This is a genomic window from Mesorhizobium sp. CA15 (genome assembly GCF_020165215.1).
Classification (GTDB): Bacteria; Pseudomonadota; Alphaproteobacteria; order Rhizobiales; family Rhizobiaceae; genus Mesorhizobium.
Window position 1 is genome coordinate 61423 of the sequence record NZ_JAIUHQ010000008.1, and the last position, 16331, is coordinate 77753.

The 16331-nt window shown below is 63.2% G+C and carries 14 protein-coding genes; 5 read left to right on the plus strand and 9 right to left on the minus strand.

Going from position 1 to position 16331, the window contains the following annotated elements; genetic code table 11:
• Nucleotides 1-29: 29 nt before the first annotated feature.
• Entirely contained in the window at nucleotides 30-851 is an 822-nt protein-coding gene (locus LB515_RS15450; RefSeq protein WP_224602328.1) for an ABC transporter permease, read from the minus strand.
• The gene (locus tag LB515_RS15455; RefSeq protein ID WP_224602329.1) at nucleotides 848-1765 is read right to left on the minus strand and encodes an ABC transporter permease; all 918 of its coding nucleotides are present in this window, start codon (nucleotides 1763-1765) and stop codon (nucleotides 848-850) included. Before LB515_RS15455 ends, LB515_RS15450 begins: the two co-directional genes overlap by 4 nt.
• A gap of 289 nt (nucleotides 1766-2054) precedes the next feature.
• Between LB515_RS15455 and LB515_RS15460 the strand changes: the two genes are divergently transcribed.
• Entirely contained in the window at nucleotides 2055-3473 is a 1419-nt protein-coding gene (locus tag LB515_RS15460) for an aminotransferase (protein ID WP_224708228.1), read from the plus strand.
• A gap of 44 nt (nucleotides 3474-3517) precedes the next feature.
• Here the strand turns inward: LB515_RS15460 and LB515_RS15465 are convergent, their stop codons facing one another.
• Nucleotides 3518-4720, minus strand: a complete 1203-nt coding sequence (locus LB515_RS15465) for an aromatic ring-hydroxylating oxygenase subunit alpha (RefSeq protein WP_224708229.1) — start codon at nucleotides 4718-4720, stop codon at nucleotides 3518-3520.
• A gap of 477 nt (nucleotides 4721-5197) precedes the next feature.
• Here LB515_RS15465 and LB515_RS15470 point away from each other — a divergent pair, with 477 nt between their 5' ends.
• Entirely contained in the window at nucleotides 5198-5608 is a 411-nt protein-coding gene (locus LB515_RS15470; protein ID WP_224602332.1) for a hypothetical protein, read from the plus strand.
• Nucleotides 5609-5869: 261 nt separating this feature from the next.
• Here the strand turns inward: LB515_RS15470 and LB515_RS15475 are convergent, their stop codons facing one another.
• On the minus strand, nucleotides 5870-7972 hold the full coding sequence (locus LB515_RS15475) for an ATP-binding protein (RefSeq protein WP_224708230.1): 2103 nt from the start codon (nucleotides 7970-7972) through the stop codon (nucleotides 5870-5872).
• A 152-nt stretch (nucleotides 7973-8124) separates the two neighbouring features.
• On the minus strand, nucleotides 8125-8901 hold the full coding sequence (locus LB515_RS15480; protein ID WP_263490298.1) for a response regulator transcription factor: 777 nt from the start codon (nucleotides 8899-8901) through the stop codon (nucleotides 8125-8127).
• 44 nt (nucleotides 8902-8945) lie between these two features.
• On the opposite strand from LB515_RS15480, the gene LB515_RS15485 reads away from it, so the two are divergent.
• On the plus strand, nucleotides 8946-9647 hold the full coding sequence (locus LB515_RS15485) for a response regulator transcription factor (protein ID WP_140692892.1): 702 nt from the start codon (nucleotides 8946-8948) through the stop codon (nucleotides 9645-9647).
• 75 nt (nucleotides 9648-9722) lie between these two features.
• Here LB515_RS15485 and LB515_RS15490 read toward each other — a convergent pair whose 3' ends face one another.
• Both LB515_RS15490 and LB515_RS15495 read right to left on the minus strand, forming a co-directional pair.
• The gene (locus tag LB515_RS15490) at nucleotides 9723-9890 is read right to left on the minus strand and encodes a hypothetical protein (RefSeq protein WP_224708232.1); all 168 of its coding nucleotides are present in this window, start codon (nucleotides 9888-9890) and stop codon (nucleotides 9723-9725) included.
• Between the two features lie 31 nt (nucleotides 9891-9921).
• A complete protein-coding gene (locus LB515_RS15495; RefSeq protein ID WP_140842958.1) occupies nucleotides 9922-10254 on the minus strand; it encodes a hypothetical protein in 333 nt (110 codons plus the stop codon).
• A 348-nt stretch (nucleotides 10255-10602) separates the two neighbouring features.
• Here LB515_RS15495 and LB515_RS15500 point away from each other — a divergent pair, with 348 nt between their 5' ends.
• On the plus strand, nucleotides 10603-11058 hold the full coding sequence (locus tag LB515_RS15500) for a L,D-transpeptidase (protein WP_224527241.1): 456 nt from the start codon (nucleotides 10603-10605) through the stop codon (nucleotides 11056-11058).
• 136 nt (nucleotides 11059-11194) lie between these two features.
• Here the strand turns inward: LB515_RS15500 and LB515_RS15505 are convergent, their stop codons facing one another.
• Together LB515_RS15505 and LB515_RS15510 are read right to left on the minus strand one after the other, a co-directional pair.
• On the minus strand, nucleotides 11195-14278 hold the full coding sequence (locus LB515_RS15505) for an efflux RND transporter permease subunit (RefSeq protein ID WP_095767407.1): 3084 nt from the start codon (nucleotides 14276-14278) through the stop codon (nucleotides 11195-11197).
• Complete coding sequence (locus tag LB515_RS15510) at nucleotides 14275-15570, minus strand: efflux RND transporter periplasmic adaptor subunit (RefSeq protein WP_224708233.1); 1296 nt, start codon at nucleotides 15568-15570, stop codon at nucleotides 14275-14277. Before LB515_RS15510 ends, LB515_RS15505 begins: the two co-directional genes overlap by 4 nt.
• A 147-nt stretch (nucleotides 15571-15717) precedes the next feature.
• Here LB515_RS15510 and LB515_RS15515 point away from each other — a divergent pair, with 147 nt between their 5' ends.
• A complete protein-coding gene (locus LB515_RS15515) occupies nucleotides 15718-16251 on the plus strand; it encodes a TetR/AcrR family transcriptional regulator (protein ID WP_095767408.1) in 534 nt (177 codons plus the stop codon).
• Nucleotides 16252-16331 lie beyond the last annotated feature (80 nt).

Here is a 16331-nt window from a genome sequence, read left to right on the forward strand (position 1 = left end):
CCGATTGCGTGCGCTCGGACTGGACCCGCTCAAGCATAGAGGCCTCCCTCGTTCTGGGTGCGTCTCGCCGCACGGCGGCGCAGGATTTCGGCAATCGTCATCAGCAGGAACGACGCGAAGAGCAGCAACGTGCCGAGCGCCAGCACGCCGGGAAGCTTGGCCGCAAACCGCAACTGGCCCCAAATGTAGATCGGCAGCGTCGCCTCGGTGCCGGTGAGGAAGAAGGCGATGATGAATTCGTCGAGCGAGATGGTGAAGCAGACGAGCAGGCTGGAGATGATCGCCGGCGCGACCATCGGCAACGTCACGCGCCGGAAGGTGCCGAACGCGCTCTCGCCGAGATCGGCCGAGGCCTCCTCGAGGCTGCGATCGAAACCCTCGAAACCGGAGGTCAGCACGGTCATCGAATAGGGAATGCAGACCAGCACATGGCCAAGCACCACGGTGAACAGCGACAGGCTCAGGCCGAGCTGCAGCATGACCAGCAGCATCGAGATAGCGACGATCACTTCGGGAAGCACCAGCGGCGCCATGATCAGTCCGTTGATGGCGCGGCGGCTGGGATAGCGGTAACGGGTGATCGAGCGGGCGGCGAGGATGCCCAGCACCGTCGACAGGATCGAGGCGGAGACGCCGACGATGAGGCTGTTCCAGGTGGCGTCGATCAGCGCCGGCGTGCGCGGCAGGTCTTCGTACCAGTGCAGGGTGACGCCCTCGAGCGGGAATTTGGGCGTCGCCGCCGTGTTGACCGAGAAGATCGGCAGGAAGACCACCGGCAGGTAAAGGAACAGCAGATAGAGGGCGGCATAGCTCGACAGCCAGCCGGGCAGGTAACGTCTGATCGCCGTCATCGTGCCAGCCTCTGCAGGGCGCGGAAGACCAGCACAGTGGCGCCGGCCATCAACGAGACGATAATCATCGTGGTGACGGAAAGTGCTGCACCCAGCGGCCAGTTTGACGCCTTGCCGAATTGCGCCTGGATTGCGTTGGCGATCATGACGCCGTCCTTGCCGCCGACGAGCTTCGGCGTGACGTAGTCGCCGACTGTCGGGATCATGACGATCAGCGCCGCCGAGATGACGCCGGGCGCCGACAGCGGCAGGGTGACGCGTAGGAAGGAGCGCAGCGGCCCGTCGCCGAGGTCGGTCGCCGCTTCGACCAGGGTCCGGTCGACCTTCTCCAGCGAAACGAAGATCGGCAGGATCGCGAAGGTCGCCCAGGCATGGGTCAGCGTGATGATGACGGCGGTGGAATTGTAGAGCAGCGCCGTCGACGGCTCGTCGATGATGCCGAGGCCCATCAGGCCGGAGTTGAGCACGCCATTATAGCCGAGGATCACCTTCCACGACATCACGCGCAGCAGGTAGCTGGTCCAGAACGGGATGGTGATGAGGAACAGCCACAAGCTCTTGTGTCGGCCGCCATGGAAGGAAATGAAATAGGCAATCGGATAGGCCAGAGCCACGGTCAACAGGCTGACGGTCAGCGAGATGTAGAGCGAGCGCCAGAGCAGGTCGCGGTAGATCGGCTCGGTCAGCGCGATCCGGTAATTCTCGAGCGTGAATGTGTGGTCGATGGTGAGATAGTTCTGCGTCCAGAAGGAATGGGCGATGACGACCAGGATCGGCAGGACGAGGAGAATGAGAGCGTAGACGAAGGTGGGACTGATCAGGGCAAAGCCCTGGACGGCTTCCGATTGCAGAAGGGGCCTTCGTCTCGATCCCGCCATGCGCAACGGGGGCGACCCTTCCGCGGCAACCGTCATTGCAGCGCTCCGGGCGTGATTTCGGTAGCTGGCTCGGACTGTCCCGCCATGCGCCTTCCCATTCGTGGCGCCGGCTGCCTGTTCCCGAATTATGCTTGGAGCGCGATCGCTCCCTGGCTTGCCGGCTTTCTTTCATCATGAGCGCATCCGCCGATTGAAATCAAGCGCTATTTCTGCGATATTGATTGAACGGATATTCAAAATGAAGTGATGAAAAGTTGAATTTCCATGGTTTTCCGCGCAATTTGATATCCGGTGGAATTCAAAAACCTGACAATGCGAGGCGAAAATGGCGGCTCAAAGCAAGATCAAGGCAAGCGAACTCATCGATGCCGGCGATGACGACGCGGTCGAGCTCGCCAAGCGCCATCTCTTGCAGCCCTGGCCCTATGCCGGCTCGGTCGGCAACGAGGCGCGCGCGCTGATCGGCGAGGGCGACGGCATCTACATCACCGACGCTTCCGGCAAGCGCCTCATCGACGGCCCGGCCGGCATGTGGTGCATCAATGTCGGCCATCGCCGCGAAGAGCTGGCCAAGGTCATGTACGACCAGGCGATGGCGCTCTCCTACAACACGCCTTGGTATACGATGAACGCGCCCTCGGCCGAGCTTGCCCGGCGCATCGCCGATGCGGCACCTGGCGATCTCAGCCACACCTTCTTCACCACCGGCGGCTCTTCGGCGGTGGAGACGGCGCTGCGCTTCATGCAGTTCTATAACAATGTGCGCGGACGGCCGGAGAAGAAGCTGATCCTCAGCCGCGGCGGCGCCTATCATGGCTCGACCTATCTGTCGGCCTCGCTCAACGGCCGGCCGCGTGACCGCGACTGGATGGACGGCGCCGACGATCTGGTGGTCAAATTGTCCTCGCCCGACCCGTTCCGGCGGCCGAAGGAGATGAGCATCGCCGCCTTCATCGATTTCCTGGTCGACCAGTTCCGCGACACCGTCGCGCGCGTCGGCGCGGAGCGCATCGGCGCTTTTGTCGGCGAACCGGTACAGGCTTCTGGAGGCGTCATCGTGCCGCCGGACGGATATCTCAAGCGCATCCGCGAGATCTGCCGCGAGAACGACATCCTCTATGTCTCGGACGAGGTGGTGACCGGCTTCGGACGGCTCGGCCATGTCTTTGCCTCAGGCGACGTGTTCGGCATCGATCCGGACATGATCACGTTCGCCAAGGGCGTCACATCGGGCTATTTCCCGCTCGGCGGCGTCATCATCTCGGAGCGGCTGCTCGAAGAGCTGCGCCGTTCCAACCACCCGGATGCGCTGTTCGGCCATGGGCTCACCTACACCAGCCATCCGATCGGCTGCGCCGTCGCATTGAAGAATCTCGATCTGCTGGAAGAGGGCGTGCTCGCCCACACGCGCGAGATCGCGCCCTATTTCCAGGCACGACTGAAGACGCTGGAAGAGCTGCCGCTGGTCGGCGAGGTGCGCGGCGTCGGGCTGATGGCTTGCGTCGAATGCGTCGCCGACCGCGACAGCAAGGATCCGCTGCAGCTCGACAAGAATGTGGGCAAACGCATCGATGCGCATTGCCACGAGCTCGGCCTTCTGGTGCGGCCGCTGATCAACATGTGCGTGATGTCGCCGCCGCTGATCATCAGCCGCGAGCAGGTCGACGACATGGTGGCGATCCTGCGCGAAGGTATTTCACGCACCATGGATGATTTAAGGAAGGAAGGGGTCTGGCGGGGGTGACGGCCCTTTTCCTTCTCCCCGTCGAACGGGGAGAAGGTGAGAGCTCATCCCCTCGACCTCAGCGCGTCGTTCAATCCCCACATGTCCTTTTCCTCGGGTGCCGTCTCCAGGTTCAGAACCGGGATCTGCCTGCGTAGGTGGTCGTGGTGGGTGCGCACGCCGTATTCGAGGTCGGAGAGGTAAAAGCCCTCGAAGGCTTCCGACAGCATGGATTCGTTCGACCACACCGAGAGCTGCACGTCTTCGTTCATGGTGTCGCGGTCGATGCGATAGGCGAGGTAGCGTGCCGCCGCCTGTTCGCGCGTCTCGTCCTTGTAGCGGTAGATGGCGCCGCGCAGCAGCGTCTCGCCGGTCGACAGCGGGAACTCCTGATAGAACTGGACGGATTCCGGCATGATCGACAGCGCGTTGTTGGGGAAGATGCCGTAATAGATCCAGGCCTTGCGCAGATGTTCCGGCAGATGCGTGGCCTCGGGCGCGAGCTTGATGTACTCGCGAACGCTCCAGCGCCGCCCGGCATGCGGATTGTAGGTGGCGAGGGACCGCGACACGCCGTTGATGAAGGGCTCGTCAAAATAGGTCTCGCCATAGAGGTCCTGCAACGCGGGATGCGCCATGGCGACGTGGTAGCCTTCATTGTCGACGTCGCGCACCGACTTCCAGTTGACCGGCGATTTCTGGGTCCAGATGCCCCAGGACGGGACCATGTCGGCGACATTGTAATGCGCCATCTCGGCCTCGATCGGCTTCAGCAGCTCGGCCACCGAAGGCTGCGGGCCGCCCTTGCGGAAGCGGATGAAAATGAAGCCCATCCAGATTTCGAGGTCGAGCGGCATCAGGCCGAACTCGGTCCTGTCGAGCTCGGGAAAGGAACGCGGACGGGCAGCACCGCGCAGCGTGCCGTCGAGATTGTAGACCCAGCCATGGAATGGGCACACCAGGGCGTTCTTGCAGGTGCCCTGGCTGTCGGCGACGACGCGGCTGCCTCGGTGGCGGCACATGTTGTTGAAGGCGCGCACGACGCCGTCCTTGCCGCGCACGATCAGGGCGCGCTCGCCGATGACATCCATGGTCAGATAGTCGCCGGAATTGGGCACGTCGGAAACGTGGCCGGCAATCTGCCAGTGGTTGCGGAAGACGTACTCCTTCTCAAGCTCGAGAACGGCGTTGGAATGGTAGCTCCACCCCGGCAAACCCCGCCGGTCCCAATCGTTGGGGATCGCCACGTCACGGAGGTGCGGGTTCATGGATATGCTCTGCTTTTTATTGAATGCTCATTCAATATAAGCATATTTTTCATTGAAATGCAATGGCTTGCGGAAATGTGAAAATTGCATGGCGGCAAATCCGGCCCCGCCCGGGCTGGAAAAATCCCGGAAAATCCGGGTCTTAATTGAGGAAGCGGAAGGGTAATTCAGAAGGCGGATACCCGTCTCGGAGAAGGCCTGTTTCGACGGTCACGGGCGTGCGTAGACAGCGGCGGAGCGCTCGATTCAGGCGTTGCTGTGTGAGGCTGTTTACAGTCGGGCCGGCACGGCAGGCGCATATCTGCGCCGACCATTTCGATGGCCGCTCGAATGGTTGCCTCGGATTGGGAAGGCTGGCGCCCCCGGCATCTGTTTCAATCCTGTTACACAGGCAATCATCGCCGACCATCCGGCAGTTACCTGGTGCGATTATGTTCGTTTCATAGCAAAAAAGAAAGACAACGAAGGGAGCAACCGATGTTTGCGAAAGTTCGCACCACCGATGCCAATCGCCGCCTGCATGGACCGCAACGCAATGACCGCCGGCCGAAGCTTGCGCTGCGGCAGCGCGCCAGCGACCATCCGATGGCGATGTTCATGCTGATCGGCGCCTGCGCCTTTGTCGCCATGCTGGCCGCGCCTGCCTCAGGGCCGGCTTTCGCCTCGATCAATCCGCCGGCCAATGTCGTCGAGGGCGCGCAGACCACGCTCAAGACCGCTCGCCTGCCGGAATCCACGATCGACTTTGCCTGCAAGGGTCAGAACTGGGGCGCCGAGAGCCTTGAGTGCCTGCGCGCCATCGCCGAGCAATCCGGCCAGCACAGGGAGCGCGCGGTGCGCATGATCGCCAACGCCGCGCCGCTCACCAACACGCCGAACGTTTTTTAAGACCTCCCCTGAGCGCGCCCTCCTGCGCTCCAGTCAGGCTCCCGCCGTGGAAATCGGTCGGGAGCCTCTTTTTTTGGTGCCTGTCGATATTCAGGTGAGGCCGGCCTGCGAAGGGCAGCTTCCTGCGCTTCCGGTGCTCACGTACTGAAAGTACGCTCCGCTCCGGTTCTCGGAATCCACCCTTCTCGGCTCAGCCTGACCTGAATCTCAACAGACCCCGCGGCGGCGCTCATGAGAGCTCGGCCGCGTAGTCGGCCCGCTTTAGATGTGGGCGCCGTTGTCGGCGGCGGCTTCGTCGGCAATGGTCGAGAGGATGCCGCGGACGTCGAGCGTCGAGAATGGCTTTTCCAGGATGTGCGGGCGCTGCTGCGGCGGCAGCGCTTCGATTTCCGCCTTGGCACCGATCAGATCGCCGGTGACCAGCACGAAGCGCTGCGCCAGCGCGGGCCGCTGAGCAAGCAGTTCGCGGTAGATCGCAATGCCGCTGATGCCCGGCATGCGCAGATCGGAAAAAACGATGTCCGGCGGCATGTAGCCGCTCAACACGTCGGCCGCCGATGTCCAGCTTGCCACGACGCGCGACTTCACGCCCATCAGTTCGAGTATGTCGGACAACGAGCCGGCGACGTCCGGCTCGTCGTCGATCACCAGTGCGTGGCGCAGCCCGCTTGAACGCGCCGGACCTTCGCCGGGCGCGGCGCTGCCGCCCGCGATCGCCGGCAACTGCACGACGAAGCGCGCACCTTGCGGCTCGACCTCCTCGAACCAGATGTTGCCTTTGTGGCGCTCGACGATCGATTTCGAGATCGACAGGCCGATGCCGGTGCCGACGCCGACCGGCTTGGTGGTGAAATAGGATTCGAAGATGCGCGAGCGGATCGCCGCGGGGATGCCCGGGCCGTTGTCCTCGACCGAGAAGCCCGGATTGCCGTGCTCGTTGCGGAACGTCCGCACCTTGATGCGCCGTTCGCCGGCGATGCCGGCAAGCGCATGCTGGCTGTTGATGAGGAAGTTTGCCGCGACCTGCGTGATGTGGTCGGCGTCGGCCATGGCAAGCAGCGGCCCGCCGGTGAAATCGGTGTCGATGATGATGCCGCTGGAGCGCGCGCCATAGGCGGTGACTTCGAGCGCCGAGCGCACCACCTGGTTGAGATCGGTCTCGGCTTGCTCGGTCGGGTGTAGGCGCACCATCGACAGGAAGCTCTTGACGATGCGGCCGCAACGCTCGGCGGCGGCGCGCACTTTCTCGGCGCGGACCTTGGTCTGCGGATCGCCGGCGAATTCGTGCAGCAGCGTCGACTGCGCCACAACCACCGCCAGCGGGTTGTTGAGCTCATGCGAGACGCCGGCAAGCAGCGAGCCCATCGCCGCCATCTTCTCGTTCTGGTGCAGCTTCTCGCGCTGACGGTTGATCTCTTCCTCGGCCTGCAGCTTTTCGCGCAGGTCGCGGATCGAGCCGAAGATCAGGCGGCGGTCGGCAACCCGCATCTCGGTCGCCGTCAGCTCGATCGGGAAAATCTCGCCGGCAGCGTTCTGCGTGACGGTCTCCAGCCGCTGGCCGACCATCGGCGCGCCGCGGCCAGCCATGTATTCGGCGCCAGAGGCATAACCTTTGCGGTAGTATAGCGGAACGATGGTATCGAGCAGGTCCTTGCCGAGGATTGCGCTGCGCTGGAAGCCGAACATCTTCTCGGCGGCCGGATTGAATTCGATGATCGAACCCGTCTCGTCGATGACGATGATGGCGTCCAGTGAGGCCTGCAGCATGGTGCGGCGGATCACTTCACTGGCATGCGCTTCCGATGGCGAGCGCTCGATGGCGTCGCCGATGGCCAAAGCGATGATGTGCAGCGTCGCTTCTTCCTCATCCGTCCATTCGCGCTCAGCGATGCAGTCATTGATGGCCAGCGTACCCCAAAGGTGGCCATGCGCGAACACGGAGACGGACAGGAACGACTTGATGTTCTGCTTCTCGAAATCGGCCCGCAGGAAACCCTCGAGGTCGCGCGTGTGGCCGGAGAAAATCTTGCCTTGCCGCTCGTCCTCCTGCAACTGCTCAAGCAGCGAGTCCGAGTTGATGATCGACTGCATGATCACCGTGGGCGAGGCCAGCTCGCCGCCGAAGTCAGGGTCGATCCAATAAGCGGCGACGGACTGGGCGAAGCCTTCGCCCGGCAATTCACGCAGGCGGAAGAGAATGCCGCGCTGGCAATCCATCTTGCGGCACATCGTCGCCAATATGTCATCCATCTCGCGCTGCCAGTCGCCTGCCTCGCGCAGGCGGCGCACGACATGGACAGCCGCCATGGCGGCGCCGCCGGGACGCGAGCCATTCGTATCGGTGCGTGCTGCATCAGCAGTCATGGTCATCCAGGCCCGGACGTCGGTCGTTCAGAGCGCCCCTCCGTTCCACGGAAACGGCGAACCGCTCTATCGCTTTGTTTTGGCGCAATTCCGGACGGAAGGCTACGGCCAAGGCGCCGAGCCTAGCCGTTTCATGCCATTCCCGGAATGCTCTAGTTGGCGTCGCCGCTCGGCAGCGAGAAGATATAGCCTTCGCCGCGCACCGTGCGCAGGAATTTCGGATTGGCGGGGTCGGCCTCGATCTTCTTTCGCAACCGCATGATGCGGATGTCGACCGCGCGCGAGGATTCTGGATCCTCGACGAAGCCGATCGCTTCCGAAATCGCCGCTCGCGTCAGAAGCCGGTTGGCGCGGGTGAGAAAAACCTCGAGCACGTCGAACTCGCTTTTGGCCATCTCGATCACCGCGCCATTGGCGCCGATGACCAGACGGCCGTCGAAGTCGGCCTGGAAGCCGCCGAAATTCACGAAACGGCGATTTGCGGTTTCGGCCTTCGCCGGCTGCGGCTCGGCCGGCTGCGGCACGCGGCGCAGCACGCTGCGCACCCGCGCCAGCACCTCGCGCAATTCGTACGGCTTGACGATATAATCGTCGGCGCCGAGCTCCAGTCCGACGATGCGGTCGAGCGCGGTGCCGGCGGCCGTGGCGTAGATGACGCCGATCTGCGTTTTCGAGCGCAGCCAGCGGCCGAGCGACAGCCCGTCCTCGCCGGGCATGGCGATGTCGAGAATGGCGAGGTGGAAGGACTGCGCCTCGAACAGCGAGCGCGCGGCGGCAGCATTCTCGGCCATGACGACGTCATAGCCGCTGGCGCCGAGATATTCGGCCACAGCCTCCCTCAGATCCGGTTCGTCCTCGACGACGATGATACGTGCCTTCACGACGCGCTCGCTCCCGCTTTCAGCAGAAAGTAGATTGGGTATAAACATGATGTCCAGACTCATCTCGAGTTGTCTGTGGCGGGGTGAAGAAAATGGCCGCACGATCCGTCATTGCGCTTGTGTCCGTCGCCGAGGTGGTGGCCAAAAATCTCGCGGACCATCTCGAACGGCGCGGGCACGATGTGCGCCAGGCGCGCCAGCCCTGGGAGGCGGAGACGCTGCTTTCGGCCGGCGGCATCGATGTCGTGGTCGTCGGCGACGACGTCACCCAGGCCGAGGGCCGCGAACTGCTCAGGCGTTACAGCAGCCAGGGCGGGGGTGGCGAGGGCGGTCCCGACTTCATCCTGATCTGCCGGCCGCGCGACCTCGTCGACAAGGTGCTGGCGCTCGAGCTGGGTGCCGCCGACGTCATCGAAAGCCCGCTCAACGTGCGCGAGCTTGCCGCGCGCATCGGCGGCCTGCTGATGAGACGCGGCAGGGCCGGCGGCGAGCTGATCGTGCTGGAAAACGCCACCGTCGACCTGCGGTCGGCCATGGTGATGCATCGCTCGGGCGCGGAGGAGCAGCTTTCCCCGGGCCAGGTGGCGCTGCTCAAGCTGTTCCTGGCCAGCCCGCGCAAGGTGCTGACGCGCGACGATATCATTGCCGCGGCGCCGGCGGAGAATGCCGACGCTTTCGACCGATCGATCGATTCGCGCATCGTGCGGCTGCGCCGCAAGCTCGACACCGAGACTATCACCACCATCAGGGGCGCCGGCTATCGTTTCGATCCGCCGGTTCCACGCAACGAGTAAGCTTTGATCAGCGAGGCTTTTGAGCATCGGCTTTCCCAAAGCGATGGTCATTTTGGGTCCGACAACGCCTGGCGTTCAGCGCACGACGATGACAGAGGGTCCAGTTGGAACGTTCGCGCTGACGGTTGTTATCCCGGCCTGGGCGCGCTCCTTTAGCAATACCGTCGCAAGAGCGGCAAAGCCCAGCAAACCCTGCGCGTAAAGCAGCGCGGAAAGCACCGAGGCGGCAAGTTTCGTCTTCATCTCTTCAAATCCTCGATCTCGAAATCGGGCTTCAGGAAACTCCCGAAGCGCCCGCGCCGCTGACGGAGCCCCCCGCTGCGGCGCGGGCCTTCGGTCCTCTCGGCAGCAAGTAGCCGGAGGGGCCGCGCGTCCTCATCAACCGGAGGCCGACCCGCCAGAAGGCCTTCAGCCGGTGGACGCGCAGGCTGGACAAAATCCAGACCGTGGCGATGAACAGAGCCATGTGCAGCGTCGAAACCTCGCCGGAAGTCATCGCCGCCAGCGTCGTCGCCGGCTTGCCGGCTACCGAGCCGGCGCCGCCGAGCACGATCGCCGCGACGCTGATCCTGAGAAACCAGGAGCGGAGTTTCGATTTCCTGCCCATTTTCGTTTGTGGATGTCTGTTCCCGTTGCGTCAAATTTGATGCCGGCCTGTATCCAAATCATGCCGCCGCAGATGCATTTTGTTGCAGATCGGTTTCGAAAGTGGGTCCTAGTCTTTCATATACATATCAAATGAACTTTCGTTTCTGGCCGAAGCCGATTGTGCGACGCCTGACCGCCACCTCTCGCAAAGGTCCGCGGTACTGCTCAACCGGCCTCGCTGTTAATTTGCAGAAACGAATTCGAAACAGAAACGAGTATTAAGCGAAATAGGTCTGAAACGGACGAGCACGATAAGGCCCCATCGAAATTGAAGCCGGACACAACGGCAAAAAACAGAGGGATCGTCATGCACACCGCCATTTCGGCCAAGCTTATCCATATCACCGCCGCCGCGCTCACCGGCGCGGCGCTTCTGTTCGGCGCCGGCAATGCCGCCCACGCCAACCAGCTCGTCGCCAAGGTTTCGCTGTCGCAGCAGATCATGGAAGTCACCGTCGATGGCCGCCCGACCTACATCTGGAAGGTCTCGACCGGCAGCAGAGGGCACATCACGCCGACTGGCTCGTTCAAGCCGACCCGCTTGCACGAGATGTGGTATTCGAAAAAATACGACAACGCGCCGATGCCGCATTCGGTGTTTTTCAGCGGCGGCTACGCCGTCCACGCCACCTATGCCGTCAGCCGTCTCGGCCGCCCCGCTTCGCATGGCTGCGTGCGGCTGCATCCCGATGCTGCGGCCGATTTCTATCAGTTGGTCGAGGCCTTCGGCCCCGGCAACACCAGCATCGTCATTGTCAAGTAAGACTTGGCCAAGTAACCGACTAGGTAAGAGTAGCAGGCTGGTTGCCGCCTTCCACCGATCGCGAAGCTGTGAGGCAGCCGCCAAAAAAAGAGGCCGGAATTTTCCGGCCTCTTTTGTTTTCGCTTCGGTTGCCGTCTCAGCTCGGCAGCGCCGGCATCAGATTCGGATCGGGCTTCTCGGCGAGATGCGGCAGGTCCTTGCTGGCGATGAAGGTGTAGAACATCGGCACGACGAAGAGCGTGAACATGGTGCCGACCAGGATGCCGGTGAAGATGACCAGACCCATCGAATAGCGCGCGGCTGCACCGGCGCCGCTGGAGACGATCAGCGGCACGACGCCGAGCGCCATGGCCGCCGTGGTCATCAGGATCGGCCGCAGGCGCACCTTGGCCGAAGCGATGATGGCGTCGCGGCGCCGCATGCCATGGATTTCACGCTGCTGGTTGGCGAATTCCACCAGCAGAATGCCGTGCTTGGTAATCAGGCCGATCAGCGTGATCAGGCCGACCTGGGTGTAGATGTTCAGCGTCCCCAGGCCGATGTTGAGCGGCACGATCGCGCCGAAGATCGACAGCGGCACCGCCATCATGATGATAAGCGGATCGCGGAAGCTCTCGAACTGGGCCGCCAGTACCAGGTAGATGACGATCACCGCCGCCGCGAAGGCGATCAGGATGGTGTTGCCCTGCTCCTTCTCCTGCCGCGACTGGCCGGAATAGTCGACGAAGAAGGTGTCGGGCAGGGTCTCCTTAGCGAGATCCTCCAGCACCTTCAGTCCGTCGCCGGTGGTCACGCCAGGCAGAGGCAAGGCCGAGATCGTCGAGGAGTTCAGCTGGTTGAACTGCTCGATGGCCGCCGGCGAGGCATTGGTCGAGATCTTCACGACCGCCGACAGCGGCACCATCTTGCCGTCGACACTGCGCACGAAATACTCGCCGAGCTTGTCGGGATTGTCGCGGAATTCCTGCGGCACCTGCGGGATGATGTCGTAGCTGTTGGAGTCGCGGTCGAACTGCGCCACTTCGGAGCCGCCCACAAGCAGCGTCAGCGTATTGCCGATATCCGCGATCGGCAGGTTCAATGCTGCTGCGCGCTCGCGGTCGATGGTCACGGTCACCTGCGGCGCATCGTAAGACATCGAGTTCTGCACGACGATGAAGCGGCCGGAAGCCTGCGCCTTGCTCTTGATCTTCTCCGCCTGCTCGAAGACCTCCGAGGGAGCTCCGGTGGAGCGCACCACCATAGAAATCGGCAGGCCGCCGCCGGAGCCGGGCAGCGTCGGCGGCGCGAAGACGAAGGCTTCGACGCCGGCGACCTTGGCGAGGCGGCCCTGAATGTCGGCCTGGAGCTCCTTCGAACTGCGCTTGCGCTCTGCCCAGTCCTTGAAGGCGAAGCCGACGAAGGCGCCGTTGGTCGCGCCGCCGAAGGCGACGGCAGAGAATTGCGCCCTGGTCTCGGGAATGTCCTTCACCAGGCCAAGCATCTGGTTGACGTAGGCCTCGGTGTAATCCGATGTCGCATAGCGCGGCGCGGTGACGATCGAGAGCAGGAAACCCTGATCTTCTTCCGGCGCCAGCTCAGTCGAAGTCTTGGTGAACATGAAGCCGGTCAGCGCCACGAGAGCGACGACGATGATCAGCGTCACCGGGCGGTTCCTGAGCGAAGCGGTGACCGCCCGTTCGTAGACGCGCTCGACGCGGCTGAAGGTTCCGTCGACGATCCGCTGGAAGCGGCCGTGCTGGCCCGGCTTCAGCAGGCGAGCGGACATCATCGGCGTGATGGTCATGGCGATCACGCCCGACAACACCACCGAGCCGGCCAGCGTCACCGCGAACTCGCGGAACAGCGCGCCGGTCAGGCCGCCGGTGAAGGCAAGCGGGGCGAACACGGCGGCCAGCGTGATGGTCATCGCCACGATGGCCGTCGCGATCTCGCGCATGCCGTTGAAGGCCGCCTGCATCGGCGACATGCCGTCTTCCTCCATGTGGCGGTGGATGTTCTCCACCACCACGATGGCGTCGTCGACGACAAGGCCGATCGCCAGCACCATGGCCAGCAGCGACAGAAGGTTGATCGAATAACCGACCGCAAACAGGATGAAGCAGACGCCGATCAGCGATAGCGGGATCGTCACGATCGGCATCATCACCGAGCGGAACGAGCCCAGGAACAGGAGGATGACCACGATGACGATGGCGACGGCTTCGCCGATGGTCTTGAACACTTCCTCGATCGAGGCGCTGATCTGGCCAGTGGCGTCGTAGACGACCTCGATCGTCATGCCTTTCGGCAGCGTCTCCTGGATCTGCGGCACGAGCCGGGTGACCGCGGCGGCGGTCGTCAGCGGGTTGGCCGCAGGCGTCGGGAAGATGGCCAGGAAGGTTCCCGGCTTGCCGTTGAAGCTCACCCTGGTGTCGGTGTTTTTCGCGCCGAGCTCGACATGCGCGACGTCGCGCAGGCGCACCACCTGGCCATCCGTCGAGCGTATCGGGAGCTGGGCGAAGGCCTCAGGCGTCTGCAGGGTCGAATGCACGGTGATCGAGGAGACCACATATTCGTTCTCGGTGTTGCCGGGCGCCGACAGGAAGTTCGAGTTGTTGATCGCGGTCAGCACGTCCACGGCGGTGGCGCCGCGGGCGGCAAGCCTGATCGGGTCGATCCAGACGCGCATGGAATATTCCTGGGCGCCGAAGATCTGGACGTCGGCGACACCTTCCACGGTCGAGATGCGAGGCCGGATGACGCGCTCGATATATTCGGTGAGCTGCTCCTTCGTCATGTTCGGGTTCTGCATCGAGATGTACATCATCGCGAACTGCTGGCCGGTGCCCTTGACGATGACCGGATCCTTGGAGGCGTCCGGCAAGGTGCCGCGCACGCCCTGGACCTTGGACAGCACCTCAGCCAGCGCGACGTCCGGATTGGAGCCGAGCTTCATCTGTACCGTGACCGTGCTCGAGGACGGACGGCTGGACGAGGTGACGTAATCGATGTTTTCGGTCGAGGCGACGGCGCGCGCGATCGGGGCCGATATGAAGCCCTGGATCAGGTCGGCACTGGCGCCGGGATAGGCCGTGGTGATGGTGATCGCCGTCTCGTCAACCTTAGGATATTGACGGATCGACAGGCCGAAGATGCCCTGGAAACCGAGCAGCAGGATCAGGCAGGCCAGCACCGTCGACAGCACGGGCCGGCGGATGAAAAGGTCGGAAAAGCTCATTGCTGAACCTGTTTGTTCGCCGATTTGCTGGGATCGATGGTGTTGTCGACGGCAACCGACATGCCGTTGAAGAGCCGGTTCTGGCCGGCCGTGACGACCTGGTCGCCGTCCTTGAGGCCCTCGACGATCTCAACCATGCCGTTGTTGCGGCGGCCGAGCTTGACGAAGACCTGCGAGATGGTGAGCGCAGGCTGCTGCGCGGCCTCGGCCGGCTTGGCGGCGTCGCCGGCCGCTTTGTCGGCCGGCTTCGCGTCCGCCGGCTTTGCGGCGTTGTCGGCTGGCTTGGTGGCGTCCGCCTGCGGCTTGGCGGCATCGCCGGCCACCTTATCGGCGCTGGCCTTCTGCTCATCCGGCTTCGCCGGCGCGGCAGCGGGCTTCGCCGGCTCGACCACGAAGACATAATCGCCATAGAGGCTGGTCGTCACCGCCGTCTGCGGCACGGAGATGACATTGTTTTCCTGCGGCAGCTCGACACGGATCTGGACGAACTGGCCAGGCGTCAGCTTGCCTTCCGGATTGGCGACCTCGCCGCGAATCGAGACCAGCCGGCTTGCCGGGTCGATTTTGGGGTCGATGCCGCGAATGGAGCCGGCAAAGGACATATCGGCGAGATTGGTGCCGAGCTTGATGGTCTGGCCGATCTTGAGCAGCGGCAGCTGCTGTTCGGGTACCGTGAAGTCGACCCGCATCGTGTCCAGGTCCTGGATCGTCACCACCGCGTTGCCTGGCGCCAGATACTGGCCGATGTCGATCTTCGGGATACCGACCGTGCCGCCGAATGGCGCGGATAATTGCTTCTGGTCGAGCACTGCCTGCAGCTTGTTGACCTGCGCGGCCGAGGCGTCCGCCGCAGCACGCGCGGCGTCAAGCGTCGCGTCGGTGCCGACGCCGCGCCGCTGCAATTCGATCGCGCGGGTCAGCGCCGCCTGGTCCGAGGCGGCCTGCGCCTTCTGCGCCACCAGATCGGCTTTCTCGACGGCATCGTCGAGTTGCACCAGCACCGCGTCGGCGGCAACCTTCTGGTTTGCGTGGAAAAGGATGTCCCTGACGATGCCGCTCGTCTCGAGGGTGAGATCGACGCCTCGCACGGCGTTGACGGTGCCGATGGCCTCGATGCCGGGGGTCCATGCCGAAGGCTTGACCGTCACTGTCGAGACCGTCGCGGCCGGCGGCTTCATGGTAGCGAAATACTGCTTGATGCCGGCGTCGCGCATGAAGTTGAAACCAACGATGCCGACGCACACCAAGGCAAGCAGCAGCAAAAATCCGGCGATGATGAAAAAGCGCTTCACGGATGGTCCCCTCGAGCCGGCAACCGGCAAATCAATCGATGCCGGGGCACATATCGACGATAAGTCCCGATTTCAAATCGGCGCGCTTTACTGTACCGGCTGGACGGTCTTGTCAATTCTGCCTAAGCTAATGTACGGGGAGGCGCGATGAGAGTACCCAGGGCGAACTCGCGCGAAAAGATACTTGCCGCCGCTGCCGACGTGGCGCGCGAGGCTGGTCCGGGAAGCCTGTCGCTCGAGGCGGTCGCAAGCCGCGCCGGCGTGTCGAAGGGCGGCCTGCTCTATAATTTTCCGACCAAAGCCAAGCTGATGCAGGGGCTCGTCGAAAGCTATCTCAACGACTTCCAGAAGGCGCTGGAAACACGCGCCACCGAGGCCGGCCACGAGAGCGTCCTCTCAGCCTATATCAAGCTGTCTGCCGACGACTGCGAGCGGCCGAAACCATCGGCGTCGTGGATGTTCTCGGCGATTGCGGAGGATCCCGATTTTCTGACACCGATCAAGGCCTTCAAGCGCCAGCTGTTCGAAAGGCTGAAGGGGGAGACGGACGACCTCGGCTCGCTGCTGGTCTGCTTTCTCGCCATCGAAGGGATGCGCAGCATGAATCTGTTCGATTCAGACGTGCTCTCAGAAGACGAGCGCAAGCTTCTGGTGTCCTCGCTCCTGAAGATAGCCGGATAGGTCACCAACGGTTTGGTGGTGACCAAACGGCTTGGTAGTGGTGGTGACCAAACGGTTAACAGCGTCACACCAGCTTCATC

Excerpts from the sequence above, each read along its gene's own strand:
- LB515_RS15505 (WP_095767407.1), bottom strand. The coding sequence starts at position 14,278 with ATGAGCTTTTCCGACCTTTTCATCCGCCGGCCCGTGCTGTCGACGGTG.
- LB515_RS15500 (WP_224527241.1), top strand. The coding sequence starts at position 10,603 with ATGCACACCGCCATTTCGGCCAAGCTTATCCATATCACCGCCGCCGCG.
- LB515_RS15490 (WP_224708232.1), bottom strand. The coding sequence starts at position 9,890 with ATGAAGACGAAACTTGCCGCCTCGGTGCTTTCCGCGCTGCTTTACGCG.
- LB515_RS15460 (WP_224708228.1), top strand. The coding sequence starts at position 2,055 with ATGGCGGCTCAAAGCAAGATCAAGGCAAGCGAACTCATCGATGCCGGC.
- LB515_RS15475 (WP_224708230.1), bottom strand. The coding sequence starts at position 7,972 with ATGACTGCTGATGCAGCACGCACCGATACGAATGGCTCGCGTCCCGGC.
- LB515_RS15455 (WP_224602329.1), bottom strand. The coding sequence starts at position 1,765 with ATGACGGTTGCCGCGGAAGGGTCGCCCCCGTTGCGCATGGCGGGATCG.
- LB515_RS15495 (WP_140842958.1), bottom strand. The coding sequence starts at position 10,254 with ATGGGCAGGAAATCGAAACTCCGCTCCTGGTTTCTCAGGATCAGCGTC.
- LB515_RS15470 (WP_224602332.1), top strand. The coding sequence starts at position 5,198 with ATGTTTGCGAAAGTTCGCACCACCGATGCCAATCGCCGCCTGCATGGA.
- LB515_RS15450 (WP_224602328.1), bottom strand. The coding sequence starts at position 851 with ATGACGGCGATCAGACGTTACCTGCCCGGCTGGCTGTCGAGCTATGCC.
- LB515_RS15480 (WP_263490298.1), bottom strand. The coding sequence starts at position 8,901 with ATGTTTATACCCAATCTACTTTCTGCTGAAAGCGGGAGCGAGCGCGTC.
- LB515_RS15515 (WP_095767408.1), top strand. The coding sequence starts at position 15,718 with ATGAGAGTACCCAGGGCGAACTCGCGCGAAAAGATACTTGCCGCCGCT.
- LB515_RS15485 (WP_140692892.1), top strand. The coding sequence starts at position 8,946 with ATGGCCGCACGATCCGTCATTGCGCTTGTGTCCGTCGCCGAGGTGGTG.
- LB515_RS15465 (WP_224708229.1), bottom strand. The coding sequence starts at position 4,720 with ATGAACCCGCACCTCCGTGACGTGGCGATCCCCAACGATTGGGACCGG.